Below are 23,749 nucleotides of genomic sequence, written 5' to 3'. Positions count from 1 at the left end.
ATCCTTATGATTATTAAAAGAAGAGACTTTTTAAAAATAAGTTCATTGGCAACAGCTTCGTTGTTTATTCCAAATTTTCTGCAGTCGATGACTTTGGATAATGCACTGAATCCGAATCAGAAAATTCTGATTGTCCTTCAATTCACAGGAGGAAATGATGGTTTAAATACAATTATCCCTACCAAAAACGATATCTATTTTAAAGAACGAAACAATATTGCAATCAACGATTCGTTAGCACTAAATGATGAAACTGGAATCAATCCTGCTTTGTCTTATTTTAAAGAATTATTTGACGAAGGCGAACTTTCCCTGATGAATAATGTAGGATATCCAAATCCCGACAAATCACATTTCAGAAGTATGGATATCTGGCATTCCGCAAGCAAAAGCGATGAATTTCTGGAAACAGGATGGCTCGGAAGATTTTTGGATGAAGAATGTTATAAATGCGAACATCCAACACAGGCATTGGAAGTTGATGATATGCTGAGTTTGGCCTTAAAAGGCGAAAACAACAAAGCTTTTGCCTTTAAAGATCCCAAAAAACTATATCAGACAAGTCAGGAGAAATATTTCAAATCATTGTATGAAAGCGACCATCATCACGATGACGAAACCGTTTCTTATTTATACAAAACTTTAGGCTCAACCATCAACAATGCCGATTATATTTTCGAAAAAAGTAAAGCGAAAAAATCAAATCAGGAATATCCGAATTCCAAATTGGGAAAAGACTTTAAAACCGTTGCATCACTGATAAAATCTGACATCAATACACAAGTTTATTACCTTTCAATAGGAAGTTTCGACACCCATGTTAATCAAAATGAAAGACAGCAAAAATTGTTTGGAGAAATCAGCGATGCAGTAAAGTCTTTCGTTGCCGACATGAAAGCCAACGGATTGTTTAATGATATTTTACTCATGACTTTTTCAGAATTCGGTCGTCGTGTAGCCCAAAATGCCAGCAAAGGAACCGATCACGGAACCGCCAACCAAATGTTTTTCATCAGCGGAGGTTTAAAAAAGAAAGGAATCCTCAATGCGCTGCCTGATTTACAAAATTTGAATGAAGGAGATTTAATTTACACAGAAGATTTCAGAAAAGTCTACGCTACCATTCTCAAAAATTGGCTGAATGCCGATTCGTCAAAAGTATTGGGTTGGAAAAACGGTGTATATGATTTTGTATAAAAAAGCCTTACAAAATTGTAAGGCTCTGAAAGTAAAAGTTAATTATTAATGCGGCGAAGGAATCTGTCTGTTCGGATCCTGCGCTACATCTTTCTTTTCGGTAAATTTCTTGATTACATATTCAATGACAATGGGAACCACCATTGCAAGTACCGCTTTTAATATTCTTGATTTCATAATATTTATTTTTCAAGATAATTACAAGTTTCAAGCCAATTTTTACAACAGAACTAAATTATAATTCTTCATTCATCTTTTCATTACCCTGATAATTTGAATGGGCAATTCTAATACTTCTTGCAATTCTCTGTTTCAGTTTTCTTGGACCCAAAACCGTTAAAAACTCTCCCATTCCCAAAATCATTCGTTCAAGTTCAAAATTGAGCTTTACACAAATTTTGAAAGTCGTTCCGTTTTCATCTTCTTTGATTATTTCCTGAGAATGATGAAATGGCTTGGTTTTCACGTACGGAGCATGTTGTGAAGTGACAAAAAAGATGACATTTTGCGGTCTTTGTGTCTCAGAAACCGTTGCTCCGATTACTTCTCCAAAGTAACGATCTGCATCAAAATCCTTATCAATATATTCAGTATTCTCATCAATCTCAATTTCCTCTATCCTGTCTAAAGCGAGATTATAAATCGCTTTTTTTTGCCAGCAAATCAAAAACCATCGGTTGTTATATTCCTTCAACAATTGAGGATGAACGGTAATATTATTCGATTCTCTTGCCTTAAAACTTTTGTAACAAATCTTTAAAACTTTTTTATTTAAAATGCTTTCATACAAAATATCAATATGCTCCAAACCTTTCAGTTGCTCATTTTTATCCAAATGAATAATCGATTTTTGATTGGTCGCATGAATAGAATCTTCCAGTTTCTGAATGACTCCGTTCATATCTTTAAACATCGAAAAATCTTTAAACTGTTTTAAAATCTGCACCGCATTATTCATCGCTTTCAGATCATTCTCATTCACCGAAATATTATGAATACTATAATCAGGATCACTATATCTATAAAATTTTCTTTCGTAAACCTCAATAGGAGCCTCATATCCGAACTTTTCACTCCGCATATTCTGAAGATCAAGCTGCACCGTCCTTTTACTTACAAAAGATTCTTTGCCTTCAAATTCAAACAAAGCCTCAGAACATTCATCAATTAAATCTTCCAAAGTATATTGTTTGTATTTATTCTTCAGACATTTATCTAAAGTTTTATAGCGGATCAAAGCGTTTTTATTGGATGACATAGTTTGAGGTTAAGGTTAAGGTTAAGGTTTAGATTGAGGATAAGGTTGAGTTCAAGACTAAGGCGCCAAGAATTCCCCTCCTTTGGAGGGGTGGCGAAAAATCTTCGATTTTTTGACAGGGTGATTAAGCGCGTTGTTAATGTCAGAATCCTATCATTCTTACAAGTTTACTTCCTCTTCAAAGCCTGCCCCTCAAAAGAAACTCCATCCCAACCATATTCAATAAAATTCCTGATATTTTGATGATCGGTTCCTTCCGGATTTTTCAAAACATCATCTCTGTAAAATTCTCCGAAAAGGTTTAAAGTATCTTCCTTTGACAGATCCTTCAATTTTGCAAAACTGAAAATCTTGCACGAACCGTTGTTCTGATCCGCTTCATTCACTGTATTTCCGTTGGTAAATTTTGTCGGAGTAAAATCGTAATGCTCATCAATAAAAGCAATAACCTCTTTAAATTGAATTTCTTCCGCCGATTTTTCTAATTGTTCAAATAACATATTTTTATTTTTTTTAACATTAAAATTAAAAGGTTCACAAATTTATTTTAACACATTAAAATCTGGAAATTAAATACTTTAAAAACATTTAGATCACACCAGAAAAAAACAAAGATTTTTAAAAACTCATGTGCTCTAAAATATCCTCAATCATTTAAGCTATAAACTAATGTGACTGATGTGTTAAAAAACTTTTGTGACTTTTGTGGTTAATTTTAAATTCAAAAATAATCAAAATAATTTCATCTACGCAAAAACATTGCACACCTTCGCAATTACTTTGCATTATCAAAACGAAATAAAATGGAATTCAACGGAAACAACTTAATCGAATTAGGATATAGACCATCAAAATGGTTTAAAGATGCCATCGAACATATCAACAAAAATAATCTGGATGAAAACCAGATCACAGAATATTTGGAGAAGTTCAAACAACCGGAATTGATTCCGCTTCATGAAACTCCAAAAGATTTTATCATCAACATCAGAGCAGAACACGAAAGTGAAAATGACAACGTGGAAAAAGTAATCAACACAATGAAAGTCCTGATGAAAACTCCGACTTTGGTTGCAGGTGCTATCATGCCCGATGCCTGTCCGACTGGACCTGAAGGTCAGATTCCTGTTGGTGGAGTTGTTGTTGCGAAAAATGCCATTCATCCCGGATTTCATAGCGCAGATATCTGTTGTTCAGTAATGTTGACAGACTTTGGAAAAGCTGATCCTAAAGAAGTTCTGGATGCCGCCCATTCGATCACGCATTTCGGATATGGAGGAAGACCGAGAGGCGAACAAATGGAAATGTCTCAGGAATTGATGGATGCTTTCAGAGCAAACTGGTTCCTGAATGACGAGAAATTAATCAGCATCTCCCGTTCTCATATGGGAACTCAGGGTGATGGAAACCATTTCTTATTTGTCGGAATTTCCAAAAATACTGGAAATACAATGTTAGTAACTCATCACGGATCGAGAGCTCCGGGAGCCGCATTGTACGATAAAGGAATGAAAATCGCCAACCGTTTCAGACAGGAAATTTCACCTGAAACATTAAGAGAAAATGCCTGGATTCCTTATGAAACTGAAGAAGGAAAATCATACTGGGAAGCTTTGCAATTGATAAGAACATGGACGAAAGAAAACCACACATCCATTCACGATGCCGTTTTAAACAAAATGAACATCGAAAAACAAAACAGATACTGGAACGAACATAACTTTGTTTTCAAAGACGGAGATTTATTCTACCACGCAAAAGGAGCAACGCCTTTGGATGATAAATTCATGCCTGATATTACGGGACCAAGATTGATTCCGTTGAATATGTCGGAACCCGTTTTGATCGTTCAGGGAAAAACCAATGAGAGAAACTTAGGTTTTGCACCACACGGAGCCGGAAGAAATTTCAGCAGAACGCAGCATAAAAAATCATTGGCTCATAAAACCATTGAAGAAGTTTTTGCAGAAGAAACGCAGGGATTGGACATCCGTTTTTTCTCCAATGAAATTGATATTTCCGAACTTCCGACCGCTTATAAAAGTGCCAAAAACGTAAGAGCACAAATTGAAGAATATGGTTTGTGTGAAGTTTTAGACGAAGTGATGCCTTATGGATGTATTATGACGGGAGATGTGCAGAAGAATGCGCCGTGGAAGCGGAAGAAGAAGTTTAGAAAAGCATAATTATTTCTTTTGTCTTAATACAAAAGAAACAAAAAATCAAGACTTGGAAACTTCCGCTAAAAATTAAAATTTAATCCTAAAATTCCCAAAACTTGCGCGAATTCAAAATGGGTTTTCATTTCAACACTTGTGTCGCGCTTCAAACAGTGGGAATTTTTTAACGGATTAATTTTTAATTTTCTTAACGCTTCATTTTCCAAAGTCAGATTATTGAAGGTTAACAATTCAAAATTATTAGGGTAATACAATTTTAACCAAATCTTACAGGTGTAAAAGCTTGTAAGATTAATGAAAACTTTTTATAACGGTGGGAACAGTAGCTCAGATGGTAGAGCAACAGTAATACTTTTCGCTTATGGCAAATAAAGTTCCTATGAATTCAGTTTGTTGGTCGCAGGTTCGAGCCCTGCCTGTTCCTCAAAATATTGAAAATGTTTATATTCAATGATTAATCATTTTCATTCATTAAAATACTAAGGCAAAGAAAGTTCCTATTGATTTCCCACATTTACTTTCCGCCATTTTAAAAATTTAAGGCAAAGGGAGTTCCTGTACATATTGGAAATACTCCCCGCCTTTTTCTAAAACTGTAGGTAAAAGGAGTTCCTATAACATTCACTTTAAAGAAAACTACTCCTCACTTATTTTTTTAAAATTTAAAACAATGAAAACATTAAAATTATTCAATGCTGTATTAGCAAAAGAATCTGACGCAAAAGCGTTTATTTCGGAAGATGGTTTTATGATTGAGCCTGATGCTGTTTGGGCAAAAAAAGAAATTACGTCTTATTACAAAAGAGAAAAGCTCAACGGAAACGATTTAAATAAAACCTTTCATAAATCGTGGCAGAAAATCAAAGACAGCACAAGATTTCAATTACTTATCGAACAGATCAATCATTATATTTCTACCTACGGAAGCAATTTTCAAAATGAAATCTATATTTCGAATGAAATATTGAATGTCCCTGATTTGAAATTAACCTTTAAAGTAATTAAAGCTTACAGCATCGAAGAAATGCAGGAAAAATGCCTTTCCTTACTGAAGTCCGGGATTGCCCTGAAGGAAGAAACAATTGATGATGTACTGCATATTTTGCATAACGAATTGGAGTATGATTTTACGGGAAAAGAAAATATCAGAAACAAAGAGGCAATCATAAAAATTGCTGACCGTTACGATATTTATCCGGAAAATCCGGTAGAATTTTTCCGTTATGTGATTTATAAAACAACCAGAACAACACTTCTGATTAAAAGTGATGATTTAATCGATGAAATTAAGAAAAGTAAATTCAATCCAACCTATCTGTTTGAAAAATTCGAATTGGAAAAACTGGCTGAAATTTTTAACCGTTTCAAGCCTCTGTTTTTAGCATTTAAAAACAAAGCACCGAAAACGATTAATAAAATTTCAAAACTGTCAAAAGTTTATCATCAGCCTTTAATTTCAAATCCGTTAAATAATGCAACAAATATTTTGCTGGAAAACAGTGATTTGCACTGGCTGGAAAACGCCACTCCGTTTGCATTATTCAAAGCGTTGTCAGCGTGCTACTCAAGAATGTATGGTCAGGATACTTTTGTTTACAGAATCAGAAATGGTAAATCGTGGACGAAAAAAGCCACCTCAACTTCTGTGAACGAATTGAATTATGATTTCATTTTAAACTACTTAAAATCAAAATATAATCTTTCCGGTAAGAAGATGTATTTCCCTAAAGATGTAGAATTTGCGTTACCCACTTCCGAAAAAATGTTTGTAGGAAATATCCCTACAGGAACAAGATTTTACGGAGACAAATTGGCGGTCGGAATCTACTGGGAAAATGCCTGGGGAGCTAATGACCTCGATCTTTCAGGATTGAATATTGGCGGAAAAATTGGCTGGAATGCATCTTATAATCAATATGAAGGTCAGTTGATGTACTCCGGAGATATGACTTCAGCTCCACAAGGTGCCGTAGAATATCTGTATGCCAACAAAGGTTTTGTGGCTCCGACTCTGGTCATGAATAACGTATTCAGCGGAAGCAGTGACTGTGGTTATAAAATCGTGATCGGAAAAGGCGATGCTGTTTCTTACGATTATATGATGAACCCAAACAATCTGTTTGCAGAAGCTCAATGCAACTCGGTTCAGAAACAAACGATTCTGGGAATTCTATTGCCGAAAGACGGTAGACAATGTTTTGTTCTGTTGAATTTTGGAGCCGGACATTCTCACGTTTCAGGAAGTTCTGAAGTTTCTATGATGGCTACCCAGGCACTTTATCAGCAATGGTATGAGCCGATTTCTTTTAACAAGCTTGTAGAAGAATTGGGTGCGACAATAACTTCGGAAAAAGATGAATCAGATTATAATTTTTCCATAGAAAATCTGGAAAAAGATAGCTTTATGAGAATTTTTAAAGTTTAAAAAAGATATTTTCACTAAAAAAATTAAACTTTAAACTAACTGTGCGAAAAGATTGCGCAGTTAGTTTTTTATTTTGTAACACAATATAAATTAATAACAATGACACCAAAGATATTAGAAAAATTAAAAGAAATAGAGGCAAAAAGGAATATAGAAATATTGCTTGCCGTAGAATCAGGAAGCCGGGCTTGGGGTTTTGCGTCTCCCGACAGCGATTATGACATACGTTTTATATACAGACACGAAAAAGACTGGTATCTGTCGCCGTGGGATAAAGATGAAACGATAGAATTCATGACCGAAGACGATTTAGACGGTTCGGGATGGGATTTGAGAAAGACTTTTCATCTCCTATTAAAGTCGAATGCCGCTTTGTTGAGTTGGTTCTACTCTCCTATCGTTTATGTAAAAAATGAAAAGTTTTATGAACTTTTTAAACCTTTAGCAGATTCCTGTTTTTCTCCTATAGCGGTTTCTTACCATTATCTGAGCATGAGCAAAAAATATCTCGAAGCCTGCAGAACCGATGAAGTCAAGCTGAAATCTTATTTCTACTGCCTGCGAACTGCATTGACCGGAAAATGGATATTAGAAAAAGGAACAGTTCCACCGGTTTTATTCAGCGAATTGCTGGTTTTAGTTGATGATTTTACGAGAACCAAAATAGAAAATCTTGTTGCCTTAAAAGCCACAAAAGGAGAATCTTATTATCATGCAAATGACTGGGAACTTTTTGGTTTTTTGGAGGAGATGGTGAAGGATAATGAGGAAAGAGCGAAGAGTTTGAAAGGAGGAAATTCGGATAAAAATGAAATGGAGAAAGTTTTTAGAAAAATATTACATTTATAACCATGAAACCAACATTAGAAACACTTATTGAGGAAACATTGCAAAAAGAAAAAAGAAATATCTTCACTTTTCTTACAGGAGCCGGAATTTCCTCTGAAAGTGGTTTACCAACATACCGTGGAAGTGACGGTATTTGGATAAAAGGTACAAAATATCATAAACCGGAAGAATTTGGAACATTTAGATATTTTAATCAAAATCATGAAGAAGTTTGGCAATACAATTTATTCTGGAAAAAACTGATTGAAGAAGCAAAGCCTAATCAAGGACATTTTGCTATTGCAGAAATAGAAGATTTACTTGATAGCAAATATCAGTTGATTACTCAAAATGTAGACGGACTTCATCAAAAAGCTGGAAGTAAAAATGTATTTGAAATTCATGGAAATAAACAAACCGTACGTTGTTCTTCAGAATGTAGTGGCGTAATGCAATTTTCTCCAGAACTGAAATCTAAAGAGTTGACAGAAGATCTTACAGAAAGGGATATAGAACTTTTGCATTGCCAAAATTGCGGAGATTGGCTTCGTCCAAACACATTATGGTTTGATGAATCATATAATGAAAAATTGTATTTTTTCAATTCTGCTTTAAAAACCGCAAAAAACACAGGAATTCTTTTTGTAATCGGAACTTCTGGAGCAACGACATTGCCGCAAATGATTGCTGAAACAGTTTTACAATATGGTGGTTTTTTAGTAGAAATTAATACTGAAGAAGACAGTTATTTCTTTGAGCGTTTTTCAAGAACTAAAAAATATATTCTTATCAAAGAGAAAGCAAGTGATACTTTGATTAGGATAAAAGAAATGATAGAGAAGTACAAATAAACAATCTTATGAAAAATATAATCGCCCTCTCTCCCATATACACGGAAGACAGCAACAACCTGAAAAAAGCATCCATCAATTCGCCTTACGAATTGAATCGTTTTAATGCAAAATGGAATGTTCCTGAGGAATTTCGTACAGATGTGATTGCGGTATATGGTGAAGATATTTATGCAGAAATCGTTGCGGAACAATGCAATCTGACATTAACAAAACCAAAAGATAATTGGCTTGTAGAAATCTCTGAAGAATTTACCAAACGTAAAATTTCTTACGGTCAATTGAAAGATTTTGTGAACGAAGAAAATATATTCATTAAATGTTCTGATTTTAAAAGCTTTAAAGCTGGAGTTTTCGATAAAGTCACTGACATCAAAGGTTTTGACACTTTAGATTCGGACAGCATGGTTTTTACATCAGAAGTTGTGGAATGGGAACTTGAAGTACGTTGTTTTGTTATAAATAATGAAATCAAAACTCATTCTTCTTATTGGCGAAATGATGAATTTGATACCAGTCAACTTTCTGAAATTGAGCAAAATGATCTATTTGAGTTTTTTGAAAATTTCATCAGACAATATTCTGAAACTCTACCAAAAGCGATTGTTTTAGATTTTGGAATTATCAAAGGAAAAGGCTGGGCTTTGATTGAAGCGAATCCGGCTTGGTGTTCAGGTTTGTATGCTTGCGATGCGGCCAAGGCTTTGGGGGTCATTGTGGGAAGTTGTGTGAAGAATTAGGAATATTATGAAAATTGCCAAACTAAAAGCATTAGGAACATTACAAATAAAAAACATAATTTTATTGGGTTAAGAAAAATTTTTGGCAAAACAAAAATAATTTTCTAAGGCTATTAAAATTATTTTAATAAAATTAATAGTAAATTTGTGATGCTTAAAAATACTTAAATAATAAAGGATGTCTAAAAAGGCTTTAAAAATAGAAGAGGTAGACCAAGCTGTAAAATTTAATGAAATTATTGCTCCAGATCACGAGTTTTTTACCGATTTTTCTGGTTTAAGAGGTGAATTTGAAGACAGAATTGTTTACAAGAATATGAATGTGGTTAAAAGAAATGACACCTATAAATTTAATATAGACAACAACACTTCTAACAAATCGTTATTATTTTTGGGAGGTATGAGAGGTTCTGGAAAAACATCAGAACTGGCAAAATATGCCCAAAATCTCCATAATCCAGAATGCTTTTATTGTATTACTTGTAATATAGATGTAGAATTAGACATTAATGAGCTAGAATATATGGATATATTAATTTTGCAATTGGAAAAATTAACACAAAAATTAGCAGAAGATAATGTAAATGTAGATTCTGGCATTAAAGACAAAATGCTGAAATGGTTTAGCCAAAGGGAAATAGAAATTAAAAAGGAATTAAAATCTGAGGCGGGAATAGAAACAGAAGTAGGGATCTCTACCAAAAATCCGTTTTTTAATTTACTAAGTATTGTTGCAAACTTTAAAGCTAGTGTTATAGGAAGCATTGAAAGAGCAGACGTTACAAGAAAAAATTTAAAAAACAATTTTATCAACTTTGCCAATATATTTAATGAATATATACAAGAAGTTAACGTTTCTATAAGAGAAGAAAACAAAGGTAAAGAAGTGCTTTTTATTGTAGACGGCTTGGAAAAAACAATGAGTAGCGAAACCCGAAGAAAAATTATAATAGAAGAACAAAACAGAATAGAAAAAATAAAAGCCTATACTATATTCACTTTGCCAATAGAGCTTATTAGTCAAAGACCCAATCTTACTCAGTTTAGTACGGTAGAATGTTTTCCTTTCGTAAAAATATCCGAAAGAGACGGTACTAAAAACGAAGATGCTTACCAAAGACTAAGAGAATTTGTTTACAAAAGAATAGATAAAAATATTTTTGAAGACGAAGACATAGTCAATCAAGCTATTTATTATTCTGGAGGTTCGCCTCGTCAACTTTTGCAAATTTTAGAAATATCTGCTTTTTTTGTGGATGACGACGCCACACAAATAAACCACACTGCATTGCAAAAAGGCTTACAACGTTTGGCAAACCAAACCTCACAGTTTGTAGAAATGCCTATGATAGATAAACTGAAACAGATTAATGAAAATAATTCTAACGGTATAGATACGCCGTATGACGAGGTTTTACAAAAAATGCTAGAAAACCTATATGTATTAGAATATAACAGCGGGACATATAAAAGACCCAATCCTATACTTGAACTCACCAATCTATATAAGCAATATGTTGCTAAAGAATAATAATCGAGATGAGGAATATGGTATTTTGCTAAAAGCCGTAAAAAATAAAGTATTCCATTTCATCGTGGTGCAATATAACCATTACAATTTGGTAAGGGAAGCACAAACTTTGTTACAACAAACTTATCCAAAAAAGAAAACCCAAAAGATAAATCTTTTAGAAGAATCCACAGAAAACCTTATATCTCAGTTATTAAAAGATAACAGTGACGTTTATTTTATCGAAAACTTTCAAGTGTTATTTCAGGATGAAAACCAATCTGTTGCCATTGGGATTAACCAACGCAGAGACAAATTAAGCCAAAAAAAAGGACAAATTATTGCGTTTCTTCCTAATGGAAATGCGTTTCTGCGAAATTTTCAGAAAAAAATGCCAGATTTGTCCTCTATTACAAGTATTATTATACAGCTGGAAGAAGAGCAGCTAAAAAGTACAGATTTACATAGCAATCTTTCACTTGTTACACAAAATGATGATTATGATAATATTCCTGATGCTGAAACTGAGATAAGACGAATAGAAAAACGATTAAATACTTTAAGCAACAAATCAGAAAATAATAATCTACGTATACAATTGATTTCTGACTTAGCGAAAGCCTACCGTTTTACAGGACAATATATAGAAGCAAAAAAAAGATTAGAAGATTTAAAAAAGTACGTTGAATCTTTATCTTCAGAAAGTAGGGAAGTTGTTATTAATGATATATGTAGTGATTTAGCTTTAGTTTTAAAAGATCTCGGAGATTACCAACAAGCTAAAATATATCTTGAAAAAGCGCTAAATTCTTCCATTAAAAACTTTGGAGAAGAACATCCTACTACTACAATTAGTTACTCTAATTTAGCCACAGTTTTACAAAATTTAGGAGATTACCAACAAGCTAAGATATATCTTGAAAAAGCGTTAGATTTTAACATTAAAAGCTTTGGAGAGAAACACTCTAACACGGCAATAAGTTATTCTAATTTAGCAACAGTTTTAAAAGATTTACGAGATTACCCACAAGCTAAAATATATCTTGAAAAAGCATTAGATTCTAACATTAAAAACTATGGAGAAGAGCATCCTAATACTGCAATCAGCTATTCTAATTTAGCCACAGTTTTACAAAATTTAAGAGATTACACACAAGCTAAAATATATCTTGAAAAAGCATTATATTCTAACATTAAAAACTTTGGAGAAGGACATCCTATAACTGCAATAAGCTATTCTAATTTAGCTACAGTTTTACAAAATTTGGGAGATTACCAACAAGCTGAAACATTCCTTAAAAAGGCACTTGATTCTAACATTAAAAACTTTGGAGAAGAACACTCTACCACAGCAATCCGATACGCAAATTTAGCCTCGGTTTTACAAGATTTAACAGAGTACCAAAAAGCAAGAGCTTATTTTGAAAAAGCATTGGATATTTTCGTTAAAAGTCTTGGACAAGGACATCCTAATACTGAAATTACAAAAAAAAATTTAGATTATTTAAATGATGCCATTTCTAAAATAAAAAATGACCATCCAAACCCTAAAAAATAACAACCTCATCCTCTTCGAATCCATTTCCGGAAGCCGCTCTTTCGGGCTCGCAACGGAAAACTCAGATACAGACATCCGTGGAGTATATTACTTACCGAAAAAAGATTTTTTTGGTTTAAACTATATTCCGCAGATTTCTAATGAGACGAATGATATTTCGTATTATGAAATCGGGAGATTTGTAGAATTATTACAGAAAAACAATCCGAATATTCTGGAAATTCTGGTAAGTCCGAAAGACTGTATTCAACAGAAAAATCCGTTGATCGATTTGCTGAAACCTGAAGATTTCCTATCGAAATTATGTAAAGATACTTTTGCAGGTTATGCGATTTCGCAGATCAAAAAAGCAAAAGGACTCAACAAAAAAATCTTAAACCCGATTGATAAAGAAAGAAAATCAACTCTCGATTTTTGTTATATTTTACAAAATAATAGCTCTATGCCGTTGAAAAAATGGCTTTCAGAAAACGGAAGAATTCAAGAAAAATGCGGATTGGTCAATATTGACAACACCAAAGGAATGTTTGCCTTATTCTACAATGAATTGGGAGATTTAGGCTACAAAGGAATTATCCAAAATGAAGAAGCCAATCAGGTTTCTCTGTCATCAATTCCAAAAGGAGAAAAATCGGTCGCTTTTATGTTTTGCAATCTCGACGCGTACTCCACGTATTGCAAGGATTACCGTGAATATTGGAAATGGGTTTCAGAACGCAACGAAGACCGCTATAACGTTAACCAAAATCACGGACAAAACTACGACAGCAAAAACATGATGCATACGATTCGTCTTTTGCAGTCTTGTGAGCAGATTTTCAAAGCCAATTCTTTAAACATCCGTGTAGAAAACCGGGATGAATTATTAGATATCAAAGCAGGAAACTGGTCGTATGATAACGTAATGAAAAAAGCCGAAGGATTGATTCAGTCAATTGAATACTATCATTCGATTTCGACACTTCCGGAATATCCGGATTTAGAGAAAACCACAAAAATTTTAATAGAAATAAGAGAAAATCTTTATAAATAAAAAGAAAACCGCCTCATCACTGAAGCGGTTTTGTTTTTATATATAGTTTTAAAACTATCTGATGATTTTGATATTGATCGCAGAGAAACCTTTTGGTGATCTTTCTTTCTCGAAAGATACTTTGTTTCCTTTTTTGATGATATCCACACAGTTGTTACTGTGGAAGAAAACGTTCTCTTTAGAGCTGTCTTCTGTGATAAATCCGTAACCTTTGTCGCTGAAAAATGTAACGATACCAGATTTGATCGGATCTTCTTCCTGAATCGGAGCCGCACCCAACTGAATGTTATCTAAGTTGATAGCTTCTGCATTAGAGTTATCGGGAGGAGTACTTGTCAACTGACCGTTTGCATCTACATACATGATCATATCATCAAGACTTTTTCCTTTGTCATTGCTGTTTTTTCGGTCTTCGCGACGTATCGCTTTTTCCTTTTGCTTCTGTAATTTTTTCTTAAAGTTTTCTTTTTTTGAGAAAGAATCCGCCATATATTATTGTATATTAATTGTTATTTCTTGACTAAATTTTGATTCACCATCTTTAAAATTGATAAGCTCATCAAAGGGTATTATCGATCATCATAAAAAGATTTCTGTTGAATTCTTCTAATGATTCCGCTTCATTCAGATAATAAATTTTTTAGGATTTACGATCGTTGCCGGGAAGTTGGTTTGATTACTTTAATCACTTTTGCCTCCTGAAAAAGAAGTAAAAAGGTGTTCTGGTCGTTGGTCAGTTATTGGTGATTCATTTTGCCGGCACAAGTATTATTTAGAAAAATAAAAGTGAAAAGACGGCAGTCAGAATAAAGAAAACTGAGGGATAAAGAGTATTCTAAACTGTAATAGTTAAAGAAAAGCAGAAACCTTCTTCTTAATTATAGTACAAATATACGACAATTCCACGGAATATGACGACTATTATTTAATTTATTGAATTTCAGTTAATTTCTAAAGCAAAACCAGTTGCCGGATAATATATTAGAAGAATTTCACCACAAAGACACAAAGATTTTCACAAAGGATACACAAAGAATTATAAAACCAATTTAAAAACTTACGAAAAGTCATAGTGAAACCTTGTGCTAAAGACTTTGTGACCTTTGTGATTAAAAAAAGGTTTAGTGGTTCAATTAATTTTAAACGAAAAATAAATCTTCCACACTATTAAGATAAAAAAAATCCCTCAAAAGAGGGATTCTATATACTGGGATGATTAGTCCTGTTGTGGTTCGTTCAAAGGCTTGTGTTCTCCCGGACGGTCTTTACCTTCAGGGTTTACGTTACCTTCATTTCTTGGCTTTGGTGCCGGTCTTTCTGGTCTTGGCAATAAAACTTTTCTTGAAAGTTTCATTTTTTTACGGTCATCATAACCCATAAATTTCACCTCAACTTCGTCACCTTCTTTGTAAGGAACTTTATCAAGACGAGCCCATTCGATTTCAGAGATGTGAAGTAATCCTTCAGTACCTTTTGCAATCGCTACGAATGCTCCAAAATCCATTACTTTCACTACTTTCCCCTGGTAAACTTCACCTACAGTCGGTACAAAAGTAATCTCGTTGATTCTCGCAATCGCTTCGTTGATTTTCTCTCTGCTCACTCCAGAAATTTCGATTCTACCGATTTCGCCAACTTCTTCAATTGCGATCACAGTATCGGTATCTTTCTGCATCTGCTGGATGATTTTTCCACCAGGTCCGATTACAGCACCGATGAAATCTTTAGAGATCTCCAACATTACCATTTTCGGAGCGTGAGGTTTCACGTCTTCTCTTGGAGCAGAAATCGTTTCATTCAATTTATCAAGAATGTGAAGTCTTCCGTCTCTTGCCTGTAGAAGTGCTTTCTCCATAATGTCCATAGACAATCCCTGGATTTTGATATCCATCTGGCAAGCGGTGATTCCGTCTGCAGTTCCTGTTACTTTAAAGTCCATATCACCTAAGTGATCTTCGTCTCCTAAGATATCAGAAAGTACAGTGAATTTTCCTGTTTTAATATCCGTTACCAATCCCATTGCAATACCTGAAACCGGTTTCTTGATCTGAACACCCGCATCCATCAATGCTAAAGTTCCTGCACAGACAGTTGCCATAGAAGATGATCCGTTTGATTCTAAAATATCAGAAACGATACGGATTGTATAAGGATTTTCTTCCGGGATCATGTTTGCCAAAGCTCTCTGAGCTAAGTTTCCGTGACCTACTTCTCTTCTTGAAGTTCCTCTTAAAGGACGCGCTTCACCAGTTGAGAACGGCGGGAAGTTATAATGTAAGAAGAATCTTTCGTCATAGTTTACCATTACGCTGTCTACCATGTTTGCATCTTTTACTGAACCTAAAGTTACAGCCGTTAAAGATTGAGTTTCACCTCTTGTAAAGATTGCAGAACCGTGAGCTCCCGGTAAATAGTCGATTTCGCTCCAGATCGGACGAATCGTTTGAGGATCACGACCATCAAGACGGATTTTATCATTGATAATCATCTGACGCATCGCTTCTTTTTCTACATCGTGGAAATATACTTTAGCGAAAGGAGTAACTCTTTCAAGCTCTTCAGCATGCTCTACATACTGAGCTAAAAACTCAGCCAATACAGCTTTGAATTTTTCACCTCTCTCCTCCTTTCCTGAAGGAATTTTTGCTACTTCGTATACTTTATCGTATGTTTCTTTCCATACTTTCTCACGGATTGCTTCGTCGTGATTTTCGTGGCTGTATTCTCTTTTTGGGAATGATTTGCCTACTTTTTCAGCCAATCTTTCCTGAGCTTCAACTTGTTTTTTGATTTCTTCGTGAGCAAAAGTAATCGCTTCAAGCATTTCTGCTTCAGTAATTTCTTTCATTTCACCTTCCACCATTACGATAGAATCTTTGGTTGCTCCAACCATGATGTCAAGGTCAGCCAGTTTAAGATCTTCGAAATTAGGGTTTACCGCTAATTTTCCGTCAATTCTTACTACTCTTACTTCAGACATCGGTCCGTTGAAAGGAATATCGGTAATCGCAATTGCTGCAGACGCTGCCAAACCTGCTAAATCGTCAGGAATTGACTGTCCGTCATAAGAAATTAATGAAATCATCACCTGAACTTCCGCGTGGAAATCTTCAGGGAATAATGGTCTCAGAACTCTGTCTACCAAACGCATCGTCAGGATTTCCTGATCAGATGGTCTCGCTTCTCTTCTAAAAAAGTTTCCAGGGATTTTTCCACCTGCGTAGAATTTTTCTCTGTAATCTACTGTCAATGGTAAGAAATCTACACCATCTTTTGCTTCTTTGCTGGCTACAACAGTTGCTAAAAGCATTGTTCCGCCAATTTTTACTACAACAGAACCGTCCGCTTGTTTCGCCAGTTTTCCTGTTTCTAAAGTGATCTCTCTGCCGTCTGCAAGAATGATCGTTTCTGTAATTGCTTGAGGTATACTCATAAATTGTTTTGTGTTGCACTCCGTATTGAGCGCTTTAATTATTTATATTTCGTCTAAATTTCGTTTGCAAATTTAATGCTTTTGTTTTAAATAGAAGATTTAAAGTTAATAAGAAGAAATATTCATATTAATTTCAACTAAAATATTAATTTTTCTTAGTAAAAATCCTGTAACCCAGTCTCCACTCAATATAATCAGCTTTGTGGAATTTAAATGATTTCAAACCAATTCCTATTAACAAATTCTTTCCGATTGTATATTGAAATCCTACTCTCTGATAGAAAATTGTTTTGTCATAACGTCGGTCTATCTCTTTTTTAAATAAATAAAATCCCGGCTGAATCTGAATGGCAAATTTAGAAATAGAAAGTCGGTAAGACGGAAAAATATTCAGAAGTAAATTATCATGCGTAAATCTTCTTGCAGTTTGAATTTCTCCATTTTCATCCTGATAAAACCTGTGATTATAATCTTCATCATACATGACACCAATTCCCAAACCAAGTGATGATTTGTACGTTACCTGCCTATGATAAACTGTTTCTATCCCCCAATTCTGATAATACTTACCTTCAAATTTCTTAATCATATCGACCTCTGAAGCTTGAAAACCTGGATCTACGCCATAAAAAATAGAATGTCTTACCCCGCCGAAAACATTGACATCCAACGTTGAATATTTATCAAATTTCGATAAAGAATCTTGTGGGGCGAATTGTCTATCATCAAAATGATACGTCAGAGACAATTTTGGAGAAAAAGTATTCAGACCTTTATTCGGAAGTTTCAAAGCACCGTTTGAAAAATGATTAAAATTCATTCCCAAACCTAAATCCAGATGTTTCCCTAAATAATATTTGTAACTAGCTCCTAAATTAATATAAATACTGACAGATGAACCGAATGTCTGATTATTATACCCTTTTCTTAGGTCATAAGGAGTCCAGCCAAAAGCAAATCCACCACTTGTCTCATAATTCCATGAATGCTTTTTTGTTTCTTTAATAACTCCCCCAAAAGTACCGTAAACAGCAAAAGGTCTTCCCATTTCACTGTTTTTCAAGAAATCAAAAGCGATAATTCCTCCTCCGTAATATGGTCTGCCAAATCTTTTGTGCCATTCCTGACTTCCGTCAGTTTGTACGGTAAGTTCAGCAGCTGCCCCAATAAACTCTCTATGATCAAGAGTTTTCAGATAATCATTTGTGCCTAAAAATGTTCCGATCTGCATGCTTACAGTTCCTCTCAAATTTGATTTGGGAATGGTATCTAAGTCCTGTGAAAAGAAAAAAGAAGATATGAGAAGAAAAAAATATTGGTAAAAGTGTTTCAAACTCTTTATTTAAAATGTGAAAAGCGCAAATTTAAATATTCTTTTTATCAAAGTAGATAAAGATTACGGAAACATTTAATGGTAGTTTCACATTAAACATAAAAAAGCAACTCCTTGCGAAGTTGCTTTTATTTTTGGAAATCGGATCGATTATTTTCTTAAACCAAGTTCAGCAATAATTGCTCTGTATCTTGTGATATCTTTTTTCTTAAGATAATCTAATAAGCTTTTTCTCTTACCTACTAATTTCACCAAAGATCTCTCAGTGTTGAAATCGTGACGATTAGCCTTCAAATGCTGAGATAAGTGGTTAATTCTAAAAGTAAATAGAGCTACCTGTCCTTCAGCGCTTCCTGTGTCTTGTGCAGATTTTCCATGTTTTGCGAAAATTTCTGACTTTTTTTCTGTTGTTAAGTACATTCCAATATTGTTTAATGATTATTATGTAACGGCTGCAAAAGTACGACTATTTTCTAAATCACCCAAACATTATTGATACCATAAATCTAATTTAATAGAAAAATATGTTAAAAATTTCTTAATAAAATTATGTTATCCCGTTAAAAGGCAGTAGTTTTGCATAGACGAAAAGATGAAAAAATTTTTACTTTATACATTGATTTTCACTGTCTTTATAAGCAGTCTTTCTACCCTAAAAGCGCAGAAAGCCAACACTCACGACAAAATTAAGAAAATCTTATACTTCAATCCTGAAGTTGAACCTGACTTGGAGGAAATTAAAGAACCAACGAACCACGCATTTTTCAGCGCGGTTTCAGATAATGTAAGTGCATTCAGAAGAAATAAAATGCTGAGATCGGAAGTTCAGGTTTCTTACGACAGCATTGATTCAAAAACCATTTTGGAATACAGCAAAAACAATGATGCAGACTTTGTCATTGTTCCTAAAGTAAAATATTTTAAAGTAGGATTAGGAAAATATGTATTTTCCAATCAGGTTGTTATAAGCTTAAAACTATTTGATTCGGAAGGAAATTTCATAGCATCTTCAGACTATGATACTTATCGCAAAAACATGCGTCTCTTGGGTTCTGCAGCAAATTCAATCAAGATCGGCACCAATGGAGCAATGAAAAACATCTTAAAAGAACTGCGAAAACTGAAACCCTCTTCAGAAGCAGGTTTTTAAGCTTTAATAAATCCTTAAATTTCTACTATCGTACTCGTTTGTTGAAAATTTGAATTATTTTTGCTTATCCAAAAAATTCAGGTTTTGAATCATACAGACGAACTTACCTTTAATCCAGCCGATATTGCCGAAAGACTTAGCGAACTTCATGCTGATGAAAGGCTATTGGCTTTTCTAAAAGTTCCGAAAGATTATAAAGCAGATGTTTTTTCCCACTTAGATCCTGATTTCCAAGAAGAAACCATCAGAAGCATCGGCAGCGACGAAGTTTCGGAGATTCTGAATGCGATGACTCCCGATGACAGAACTGCACTTTTTGAAGATTTCCCGGATGAATTGATTAAATACTCAATCAATCACCTTAATCCACAGGAAAGAAGAATCGCACTGAAGCTTTTGGGTTATGATTCTGATTCTATTGCCCGTTTGATGACACCTTATTACATCCAAATTAGGAAAGAATGGACGGTAAAAAGATGTCTTCAGCAAATCAAAAAAGTTGGAAAAAGAGTAGAAACCATCAACCATTTGTATGTAGTTGATGAGAGAAACCGATTGATTGACGATTTGGCATTGGGAAGTTTACTACTGGTTGAAGAAGATACTTTAGTTTCTGATCTTACAGACAATCAGTTTGTTGCCATTAAAACAACAACATCAAAAGAAGATGCAGTAACTTACTTTGAAAAATATGACCGTACCGCACTTCCGATTATTACCGATGCAGGAGTTTTGGTAGGAATTGTTACAATTGATGATATTTTAGATCAAATTGAATCCCAAAACACTGAAGATATTCAGAAATTTGGGGGTGTTGAAGCTTTGGATGATCCCTATATTCAGACGCATTGGTTTGAAATGATCAAAAAAAGAGGTCTTTGGCTGATTGTTTTATTTTTTCTGCAACTGATTACCGCTTCTGTGATGGGATATTATGAAAACGAAATTGAGAAAGCCGTTGTTTTGGCACTTTTTATTCCTTTAATTATATCAAGTGGTGGAAATTCAGGTTCGCAGGCTGCGACTTTGATTATCCGTGCAATGGCGCTTCAGGAAATTACCATCAAAGATTGGTGGGTTGTCATGAAAAAAGAATTGGTAACAGGTCTGATTTTAGGAACATTCTTAGGAGTAATCGGTTTTTTCAGAATCATGATCTGGCATGAAATGAGATGGTTTGACTATGGTGACTATTGGTTTTTTATCGCACTCAGCGCAGGAATTTCGCTTGCCATGATCGTACTTTGGGGAACTTTATCAGGATCAATGGTGCCCTTTATTCTTAAAAAATTCAATCTTGATCCGGCTACTTCTTCCGCTCCATTTGTGGCGACATTGGTTGACGTTACAGGTTTAATAATTTATTTTACGATTGCCGGAATGTTCTTAACCGGAAAACTTTTGTAATTTTAAGCAAAGTCTAAAATTTTATGAAAGTTATTTCTTTAGTTCCTTCAATTACTGAAGCTTTATTTGATTTGGGATTAACCGAAGATGAAGTCATTGGAAGGACAAAATTCTGTGTTCATCCTGAAGAAAAGGTAAAAAATATAGAAATAATCGGTGGAACAAAAAACCTTAATCTTGAGAAAATAAAATCTTTAAAACCTGATTTAATTTTAGCCAATAAAGAAGAAAATATTAAGGAACAAGTTGAAATTTTAATGAAAGATTTCAAGGTGATCGTTTACAATACGGAAACGATTGAAGACAATTATTATTTAGTTAAAAATTTGGGTTTACTTTTTAATAAAGAAGAAAGAGCGCAGATTTTTAATTTAAAAATTTACGAAATTCTCAACGAAGCAAAAGTAAATTCAAAAATAAAAGCTGCGTATTTAATTTGGAAGAATCCTTATATGACGGTTGGTTCAGATACTTTTATTCATAATATTCTTTCGGAAATTGGCTTTGAAAATATCTTTAAAAATCAAACCCGTTATCCTGAAATTCATACTGAAGATTTGGCTGAAGCTGATGTGATCATGCTTTCTTCAGAGCCTTTTCCTTTTAAAGAAAAACATATTGCAGAACTGAAAGCATTTTATTCCGAAAAGAAAATAATCATCGTTGATGGAGAAGCGTTCTCATGGTACGGAACGCATATTGCGAAGTGTGAGGATTATTTTAGGGATTTGATCGCTGAATTTAATAATTAATTAAACATAGACTTTGTCATTTTGTAGGAATCTAAATGTTTGAATTTTTCTACGCTGTTGAGATTCCTACTAAATGATAAACTTTGCGGTTGATTATATTTGCTAAAATTTCAAACAGAAAACTCCGACAAAAAATCGGAGTTTATATTTTAATTTTAATAAGATTATAAAATCTTGGAAACCTCATTACAAAGCCATTCCAGCAATTCTAAATCTTCTTTTGTAAAAGGGTCGATGGTATGAGAATCGATATCGATCTGACCGATATTTTCACCGTTTTTAAAGATAGGAACTACAATTTCCGCTTTTGTGTCGATCGAACAGCTCAGATAATTATCCTGCAAATGAACATCCGGAACGATGAACGTTTCGTTTGAAACGGCAACCTGTCCGCAAATTCCTTTTCCATAAGGAATAATGATATGATCGGTTTCTGCACCAACGTAAGGACCTAATTTCAACTCGTCTTTATCACCGTTTTTGAAATAAAAACCAGTCCAGTTGAAATAAGAAATTTCCTGGTCCAGCAAATGACAAACTTTTTCAAGTTTCTCCTCAGTATTATGTTTTGGACTTTCAAGAATAGACGAAAGTCTTTTTTTTAATTCAGACATTTTAAATTTGTTTTAAGAAAATTGTTTTAGAGAAAGCTCCTGTTTGTAACCAAACATTCCTCTGTCTTTTATCATTTCAGCAACACCTTCCGGCACCTGATTTTCCCAACCGCTTACGTTGCAGGCAATTTTTCTCAGGATTTCTCTCGAATAAATTTCCAAAAACTCAGGATCGTAGTTTTTAATATCTACAATACGGTTATTCAATTTGAAATATTTATATAATTCCTTCAGACTATCTCCAACCTTTAAGTTTTCAGAATCCAGCAATTCGTGAGTTTCAGGATCTTTGTAAGGATAAAGATACACTCTCATCCCATTTCGGAAAAATTTACCGAAGGCTTCCAAAATTCCACCAGATAAATCTTTGTAATACTTCTCGTCAAATACCATCAACATGTTATTTACTCCCATCGCAACACCAATGTCACCATTTGTATAATGAGAGAAATAGTCAATCAGTCTGTAATATTCTGAGAAGTTTGAAATAATTACAGTATACCCTAATTTACCAAGAACGTCTACTCTATCCAAGAAATCACGTTCATCAATATCTCCATCTGCACGAAGGTTTGAGATGGTAATTTCGATCAAAACTTCTGTTTCCTCCTGAGTACAAATAGCATCTTTCAGAAACATATCCATTCCGTTTCTGAGCATATCGATATTCACTCTCGTCACCGGTCTGAAACTTCCTCTTACCGCAAAAATATTTTTTTTGTACAAAACATCTGCAGGAAGCATATTGTTTCCTTGAGAGTTAAAGATTACCGCATCGGTCATGTTGTTTTTCACCAATTGAAGAGACATCAGTCTATTGTCAACATAAGCGAAAGCAGGACCGCTGAAATCAATCATATCAATTTCAAGATTGTCTGTTGCCACGTCGTCATAAAGAGACTCAATCAACCTTCTCGGATTATCAAAATAAGTAAATGCTCCGAAAATAAGATTCACCCCCAAATTCCCAAGAGTTTCCTGCTGCAAAGTAGCATCATTCTCTTTAAATTTTACGTGAATCACCACTTCATTATAATCTTCATTTTCCTTTACCTGAAAACGAATTCCTACCCAACCGTGACCTTTTACCGTTTTGTCAAAATTAATGGTAGTTACCGTATTTGCGTAAGAAAAAAACTTTCTGTTTGGGCTGTTCTCTCTGGAAATTCTTTCTTCGATCAAAGCAACTTCGTAGCGAAGCATTTTTCGAAGTCTGTTTTGGGTCACATATCTGTTTTTAACCTCTTTTCCGTAGATGGCATCACTAAAATCTTTGTCATAAGCTGACATCGCCTTAGCAATTGTACCGGAAGCTCCCCCTGCTCTAAAAAAGTGTCGTACAGTTTCCTGTCCTGCTCCAATTTCTGCGAAAGTACCATAAATAGTAGGATCTAGATTAATTGTTAATGCTTTTTGTTTAGGAGTTAGTTTCTGATACATTAGGACATTAAATTTTTCGTAAATTTACCAAAATTAAACC

At 34.2% G+C, this 23,749-nt stretch carries 21 protein-coding genes and 1 tRNA gene; 13 read left to right on the top strand and 9 right to left on the bottom strand.

The window, feature by feature from the left end; genetic code table 11:
* Window positions 1–6 precede the first annotated feature (6 nt).
* Window positions 7–1,197 carry a DUF1501 domain-containing protein gene (locus tag NZ698_RS01500; protein ID WP_263001166.1) on the top strand — a complete coding sequence of 397 codons (1,191 nt, stop codon included), beginning with the start codon at window positions 7–9 and terminating at the stop codon, window positions 1,195–1,197.
* Between the two features lie 45 nt (window positions 1,198–1,242).
* Here NZ698_RS01500 and NZ698_RS01495 read toward each other — a convergent pair whose 3' ends face one another.
* The 3 genes from NZ698_RS01495 to NZ698_RS01485 form a co-directional block, all read right to left on the bottom strand.
* Window positions 1,243–1,374, bottom strand: a complete 132-nt coding sequence (locus tag NZ698_RS01495; protein ID WP_263001164.1) for a hypothetical protein — start codon at window positions 1,372–1,374, stop codon at window positions 1,243–1,245.
* A gap of 58 nt (window positions 1,375–1,432) precedes the next feature.
* The gene (locus NZ698_RS01490; RefSeq protein ID WP_263001162.1) at window positions 1,433–2,455 is read right to left on the bottom strand and encodes a helix-turn-helix transcriptional regulator; all 1,023 of its coding nucleotides are present in this window, start codon (window positions 2,453–2,455) and stop codon (window positions 1,433–1,435) included.
* Window positions 2,456–2,622: 167 nt separating this feature from the next.
* Window positions 2,623–2,955: a HopJ type III effector protein gene (locus NZ698_RS01485; protein WP_263001160.1), complete on the bottom strand. Its 333-nt coding sequence runs from the start codon at window positions 2,953–2,955 to the stop codon at window positions 2,623–2,625.
* Between the two features lie 303 nt (window positions 2,956–3,258).
* Here NZ698_RS01485 and NZ698_RS01480 point away from each other — a divergent pair, with 303 nt between their 5' ends.
* The 9 genes from NZ698_RS01480 to NZ698_RS01440 all read left to right on the top strand — a co-directional run bounded on the left by NZ698_RS01480 (window position 3,259) and on the right by NZ698_RS01440 (window position 13,580).
* Window positions 3,259–4,641: an RtcB family protein gene (locus NZ698_RS01480; protein WP_263001158.1), complete on the top strand. Its 1,383-nt coding sequence runs from the start codon at window positions 3,259–3,261 to the stop codon at window positions 4,639–4,641.
* Window positions 4,642–4,951: 310 nt separating this feature from the next.
* Window positions 4,952–5,059 (top strand) — tRNA-OTHER (locus NZ698_RS01475).
* 246 nt (window positions 5,060–5,305) lie between these two features.
* Window positions 5,306–7,060 (top strand): hypothetical protein, encoded by a 1,755-nt coding sequence (locus NZ698_RS01470; RefSeq protein ID WP_263001156.1) that lies wholly within the window; start codon window positions 5,306–5,308, stop codon window positions 7,058–7,060.
* 99 nt (window positions 7,061–7,159) lie between these two features.
* Window positions 7,160–7,909 carry a nucleotidyltransferase domain-containing protein gene (locus NZ698_RS01465; protein WP_263001154.1) on the top strand — a complete coding sequence of 250 codons (750 nt, stop codon included), beginning with the start codon at window positions 7,160–7,162 and terminating at the stop codon, window positions 7,907–7,909.
* A gap of 2 nt (window positions 7,910–7,911) precedes the next feature.
* Complete coding sequence (locus NZ698_RS01460; protein ID WP_263001153.1) at window positions 7,912–8,739, top strand: SIR2 family NAD-dependent protein deacylase; 828 nt, start codon at window positions 7,912–7,914, stop codon at window positions 8,737–8,739.
* 8 nt (window positions 8,740–8,747) lie between these two features.
* Window positions 8,748–9,479, top strand: a complete 732-nt coding sequence (locus NZ698_RS01455) for an ATP-grasp domain-containing protein (protein ID WP_263001152.1) — start codon at window positions 8,748–8,750, stop codon at window positions 9,477–9,479.
* A 178-nt stretch (window positions 9,480–9,657) separates the two neighbouring features.
* Window positions 9,658–11,010: a hypothetical protein gene (locus tag NZ698_RS01450; RefSeq protein ID WP_263001151.1), complete on the top strand. Its 1,353-nt coding sequence runs from the start codon at window positions 9,658–9,660 to the stop codon at window positions 11,008–11,010.
* Window positions 10,994–12,547 (top strand): tetratricopeptide repeat protein, encoded by a 1,554-nt coding sequence (locus tag NZ698_RS01445; protein ID WP_263001150.1) that lies wholly within the window; start codon window positions 10,994–10,996, stop codon window positions 12,545–12,547. Before NZ698_RS01450 ends, NZ698_RS01445 begins: the two co-directional genes overlap by 17 nt.
* Window positions 12,522–13,580: a nucleotidyltransferase domain-containing protein gene (locus tag NZ698_RS01440; protein ID WP_263001149.1), complete on the top strand. Its 1,059-nt coding sequence runs from the start codon at window positions 12,522–12,524 to the stop codon at window positions 13,578–13,580. The genes NZ698_RS01445 and NZ698_RS01440 overlap by 26 nt, the downstream gene beginning before the upstream one ends.
* Before the next feature lie 54 nt (window positions 13,581–13,634).
* Here NZ698_RS01440 and NZ698_RS01435 read toward each other — a convergent pair whose 3' ends face one another.
* From NZ698_RS01435 to rpsO, 4 genes are all read right to left on the bottom strand, one after another.
* A complete protein-coding gene (locus NZ698_RS01435) occupies window positions 13,635–14,069 on the bottom strand; it encodes a cold-shock protein (protein ID WP_263001148.1) in 435 nt (144 codons plus the stop codon).
* Between the two features lie 727 nt (window positions 14,070–14,796).
* A complete protein-coding gene (locus NZ698_RS01430) occupies window positions 14,797–17,013 on the bottom strand; it encodes a polyribonucleotide nucleotidyltransferase (RefSeq protein ID WP_263001147.1) in 2,217 nt (738 codons plus the stop codon).
* A gap of 145 nt (window positions 17,014–17,158) precedes the next feature.
* Window positions 17,159–18,346, bottom strand: a complete 1,188-nt coding sequence (locus NZ698_RS01425; RefSeq protein WP_263001146.1) for an acyloxyacyl hydrolase — start codon at window positions 18,344–18,346, stop codon at window positions 17,159–17,161.
* Window positions 18,347–18,496: 150 nt separating this feature from the next.
* Window positions 18,497–18,766: a 30S ribosomal protein S15 gene (rpsO, locus tag NZ698_RS01420; RefSeq protein ID WP_263001145.1), complete on the bottom strand. Its 270-nt coding sequence runs from the start codon at window positions 18,764–18,766 to the stop codon at window positions 18,497–18,499.
* A gap of 172 nt (window positions 18,767–18,938) precedes the next feature.
* On the opposite strand from rpsO, the gene NZ698_RS01415 reads away from it, so the two are divergent.
* From NZ698_RS01415 to NZ698_RS01405, 3 genes are all read left to right on the top strand, one after another.
* Entirely contained in the window at window positions 18,939–19,496 is a 558-nt protein-coding gene (locus NZ698_RS01415; protein WP_263001144.1) for a pyruvate decarboxylase, read from the top strand.
* A gap of 84 nt (window positions 19,497–19,580) precedes the next feature.
* Window positions 19,581–20,903: a magnesium transporter gene (gene mgtE / locus NZ698_RS01410; RefSeq protein ID WP_263001143.1), complete on the top strand. Its 1,323-nt coding sequence runs from the start codon at window positions 19,581–19,583 to the stop codon at window positions 20,901–20,903.
* Between the two features lie 23 nt (window positions 20,904–20,926).
* Window positions 20,927–21,655, top strand: a complete 729-nt coding sequence (locus NZ698_RS01405) for an ABC transporter substrate-binding protein (protein ID WP_263001141.1) — start codon at window positions 20,927–20,929, stop codon at window positions 21,653–21,655.
* A 164-nt stretch (window positions 21,656–21,819) separates the two neighbouring features.
* Here the strand turns inward: NZ698_RS01405 and NZ698_RS01400 are convergent, their stop codons facing one another.
* Together NZ698_RS01400 and NZ698_RS01395 are read right to left on the bottom strand one after the other, a co-directional pair.
* On the bottom strand, window positions 21,820–22,269 hold the full coding sequence (locus NZ698_RS01400; RefSeq protein WP_115950968.1) for a GAF domain-containing protein: 450 nt from the start codon (window positions 22,267–22,269) through the stop codon (window positions 21,820–21,822).
* A gap of 12 nt (window positions 22,270–22,281) precedes the next feature.
* Window positions 22,282–23,709, bottom strand: coding sequence for a TonB-dependent receptor (locus NZ698_RS01395; protein WP_263001137.1), 1,428 nt, complete (start codon window positions 23,707–23,709; stop codon window positions 22,282–22,284).
* Between the last annotated feature and the right edge of the window lie 40 nt (window positions 23,710–23,749).

Origin of the sequence: Chryseobacterium edaphi, assembly GCF_025628985.1 — a bacterium.
Taxonomy (GTDB): Bacteria; Bacteroidota; Bacteroidia; order Flavobacteriales; family Weeksellaceae; genus Chryseobacterium; species Chryseobacterium edaphi.
Note: the sequence above shows the minus strand (reverse complement) of the source record. Positions and strands in the feature narration are given on the sequence as shown.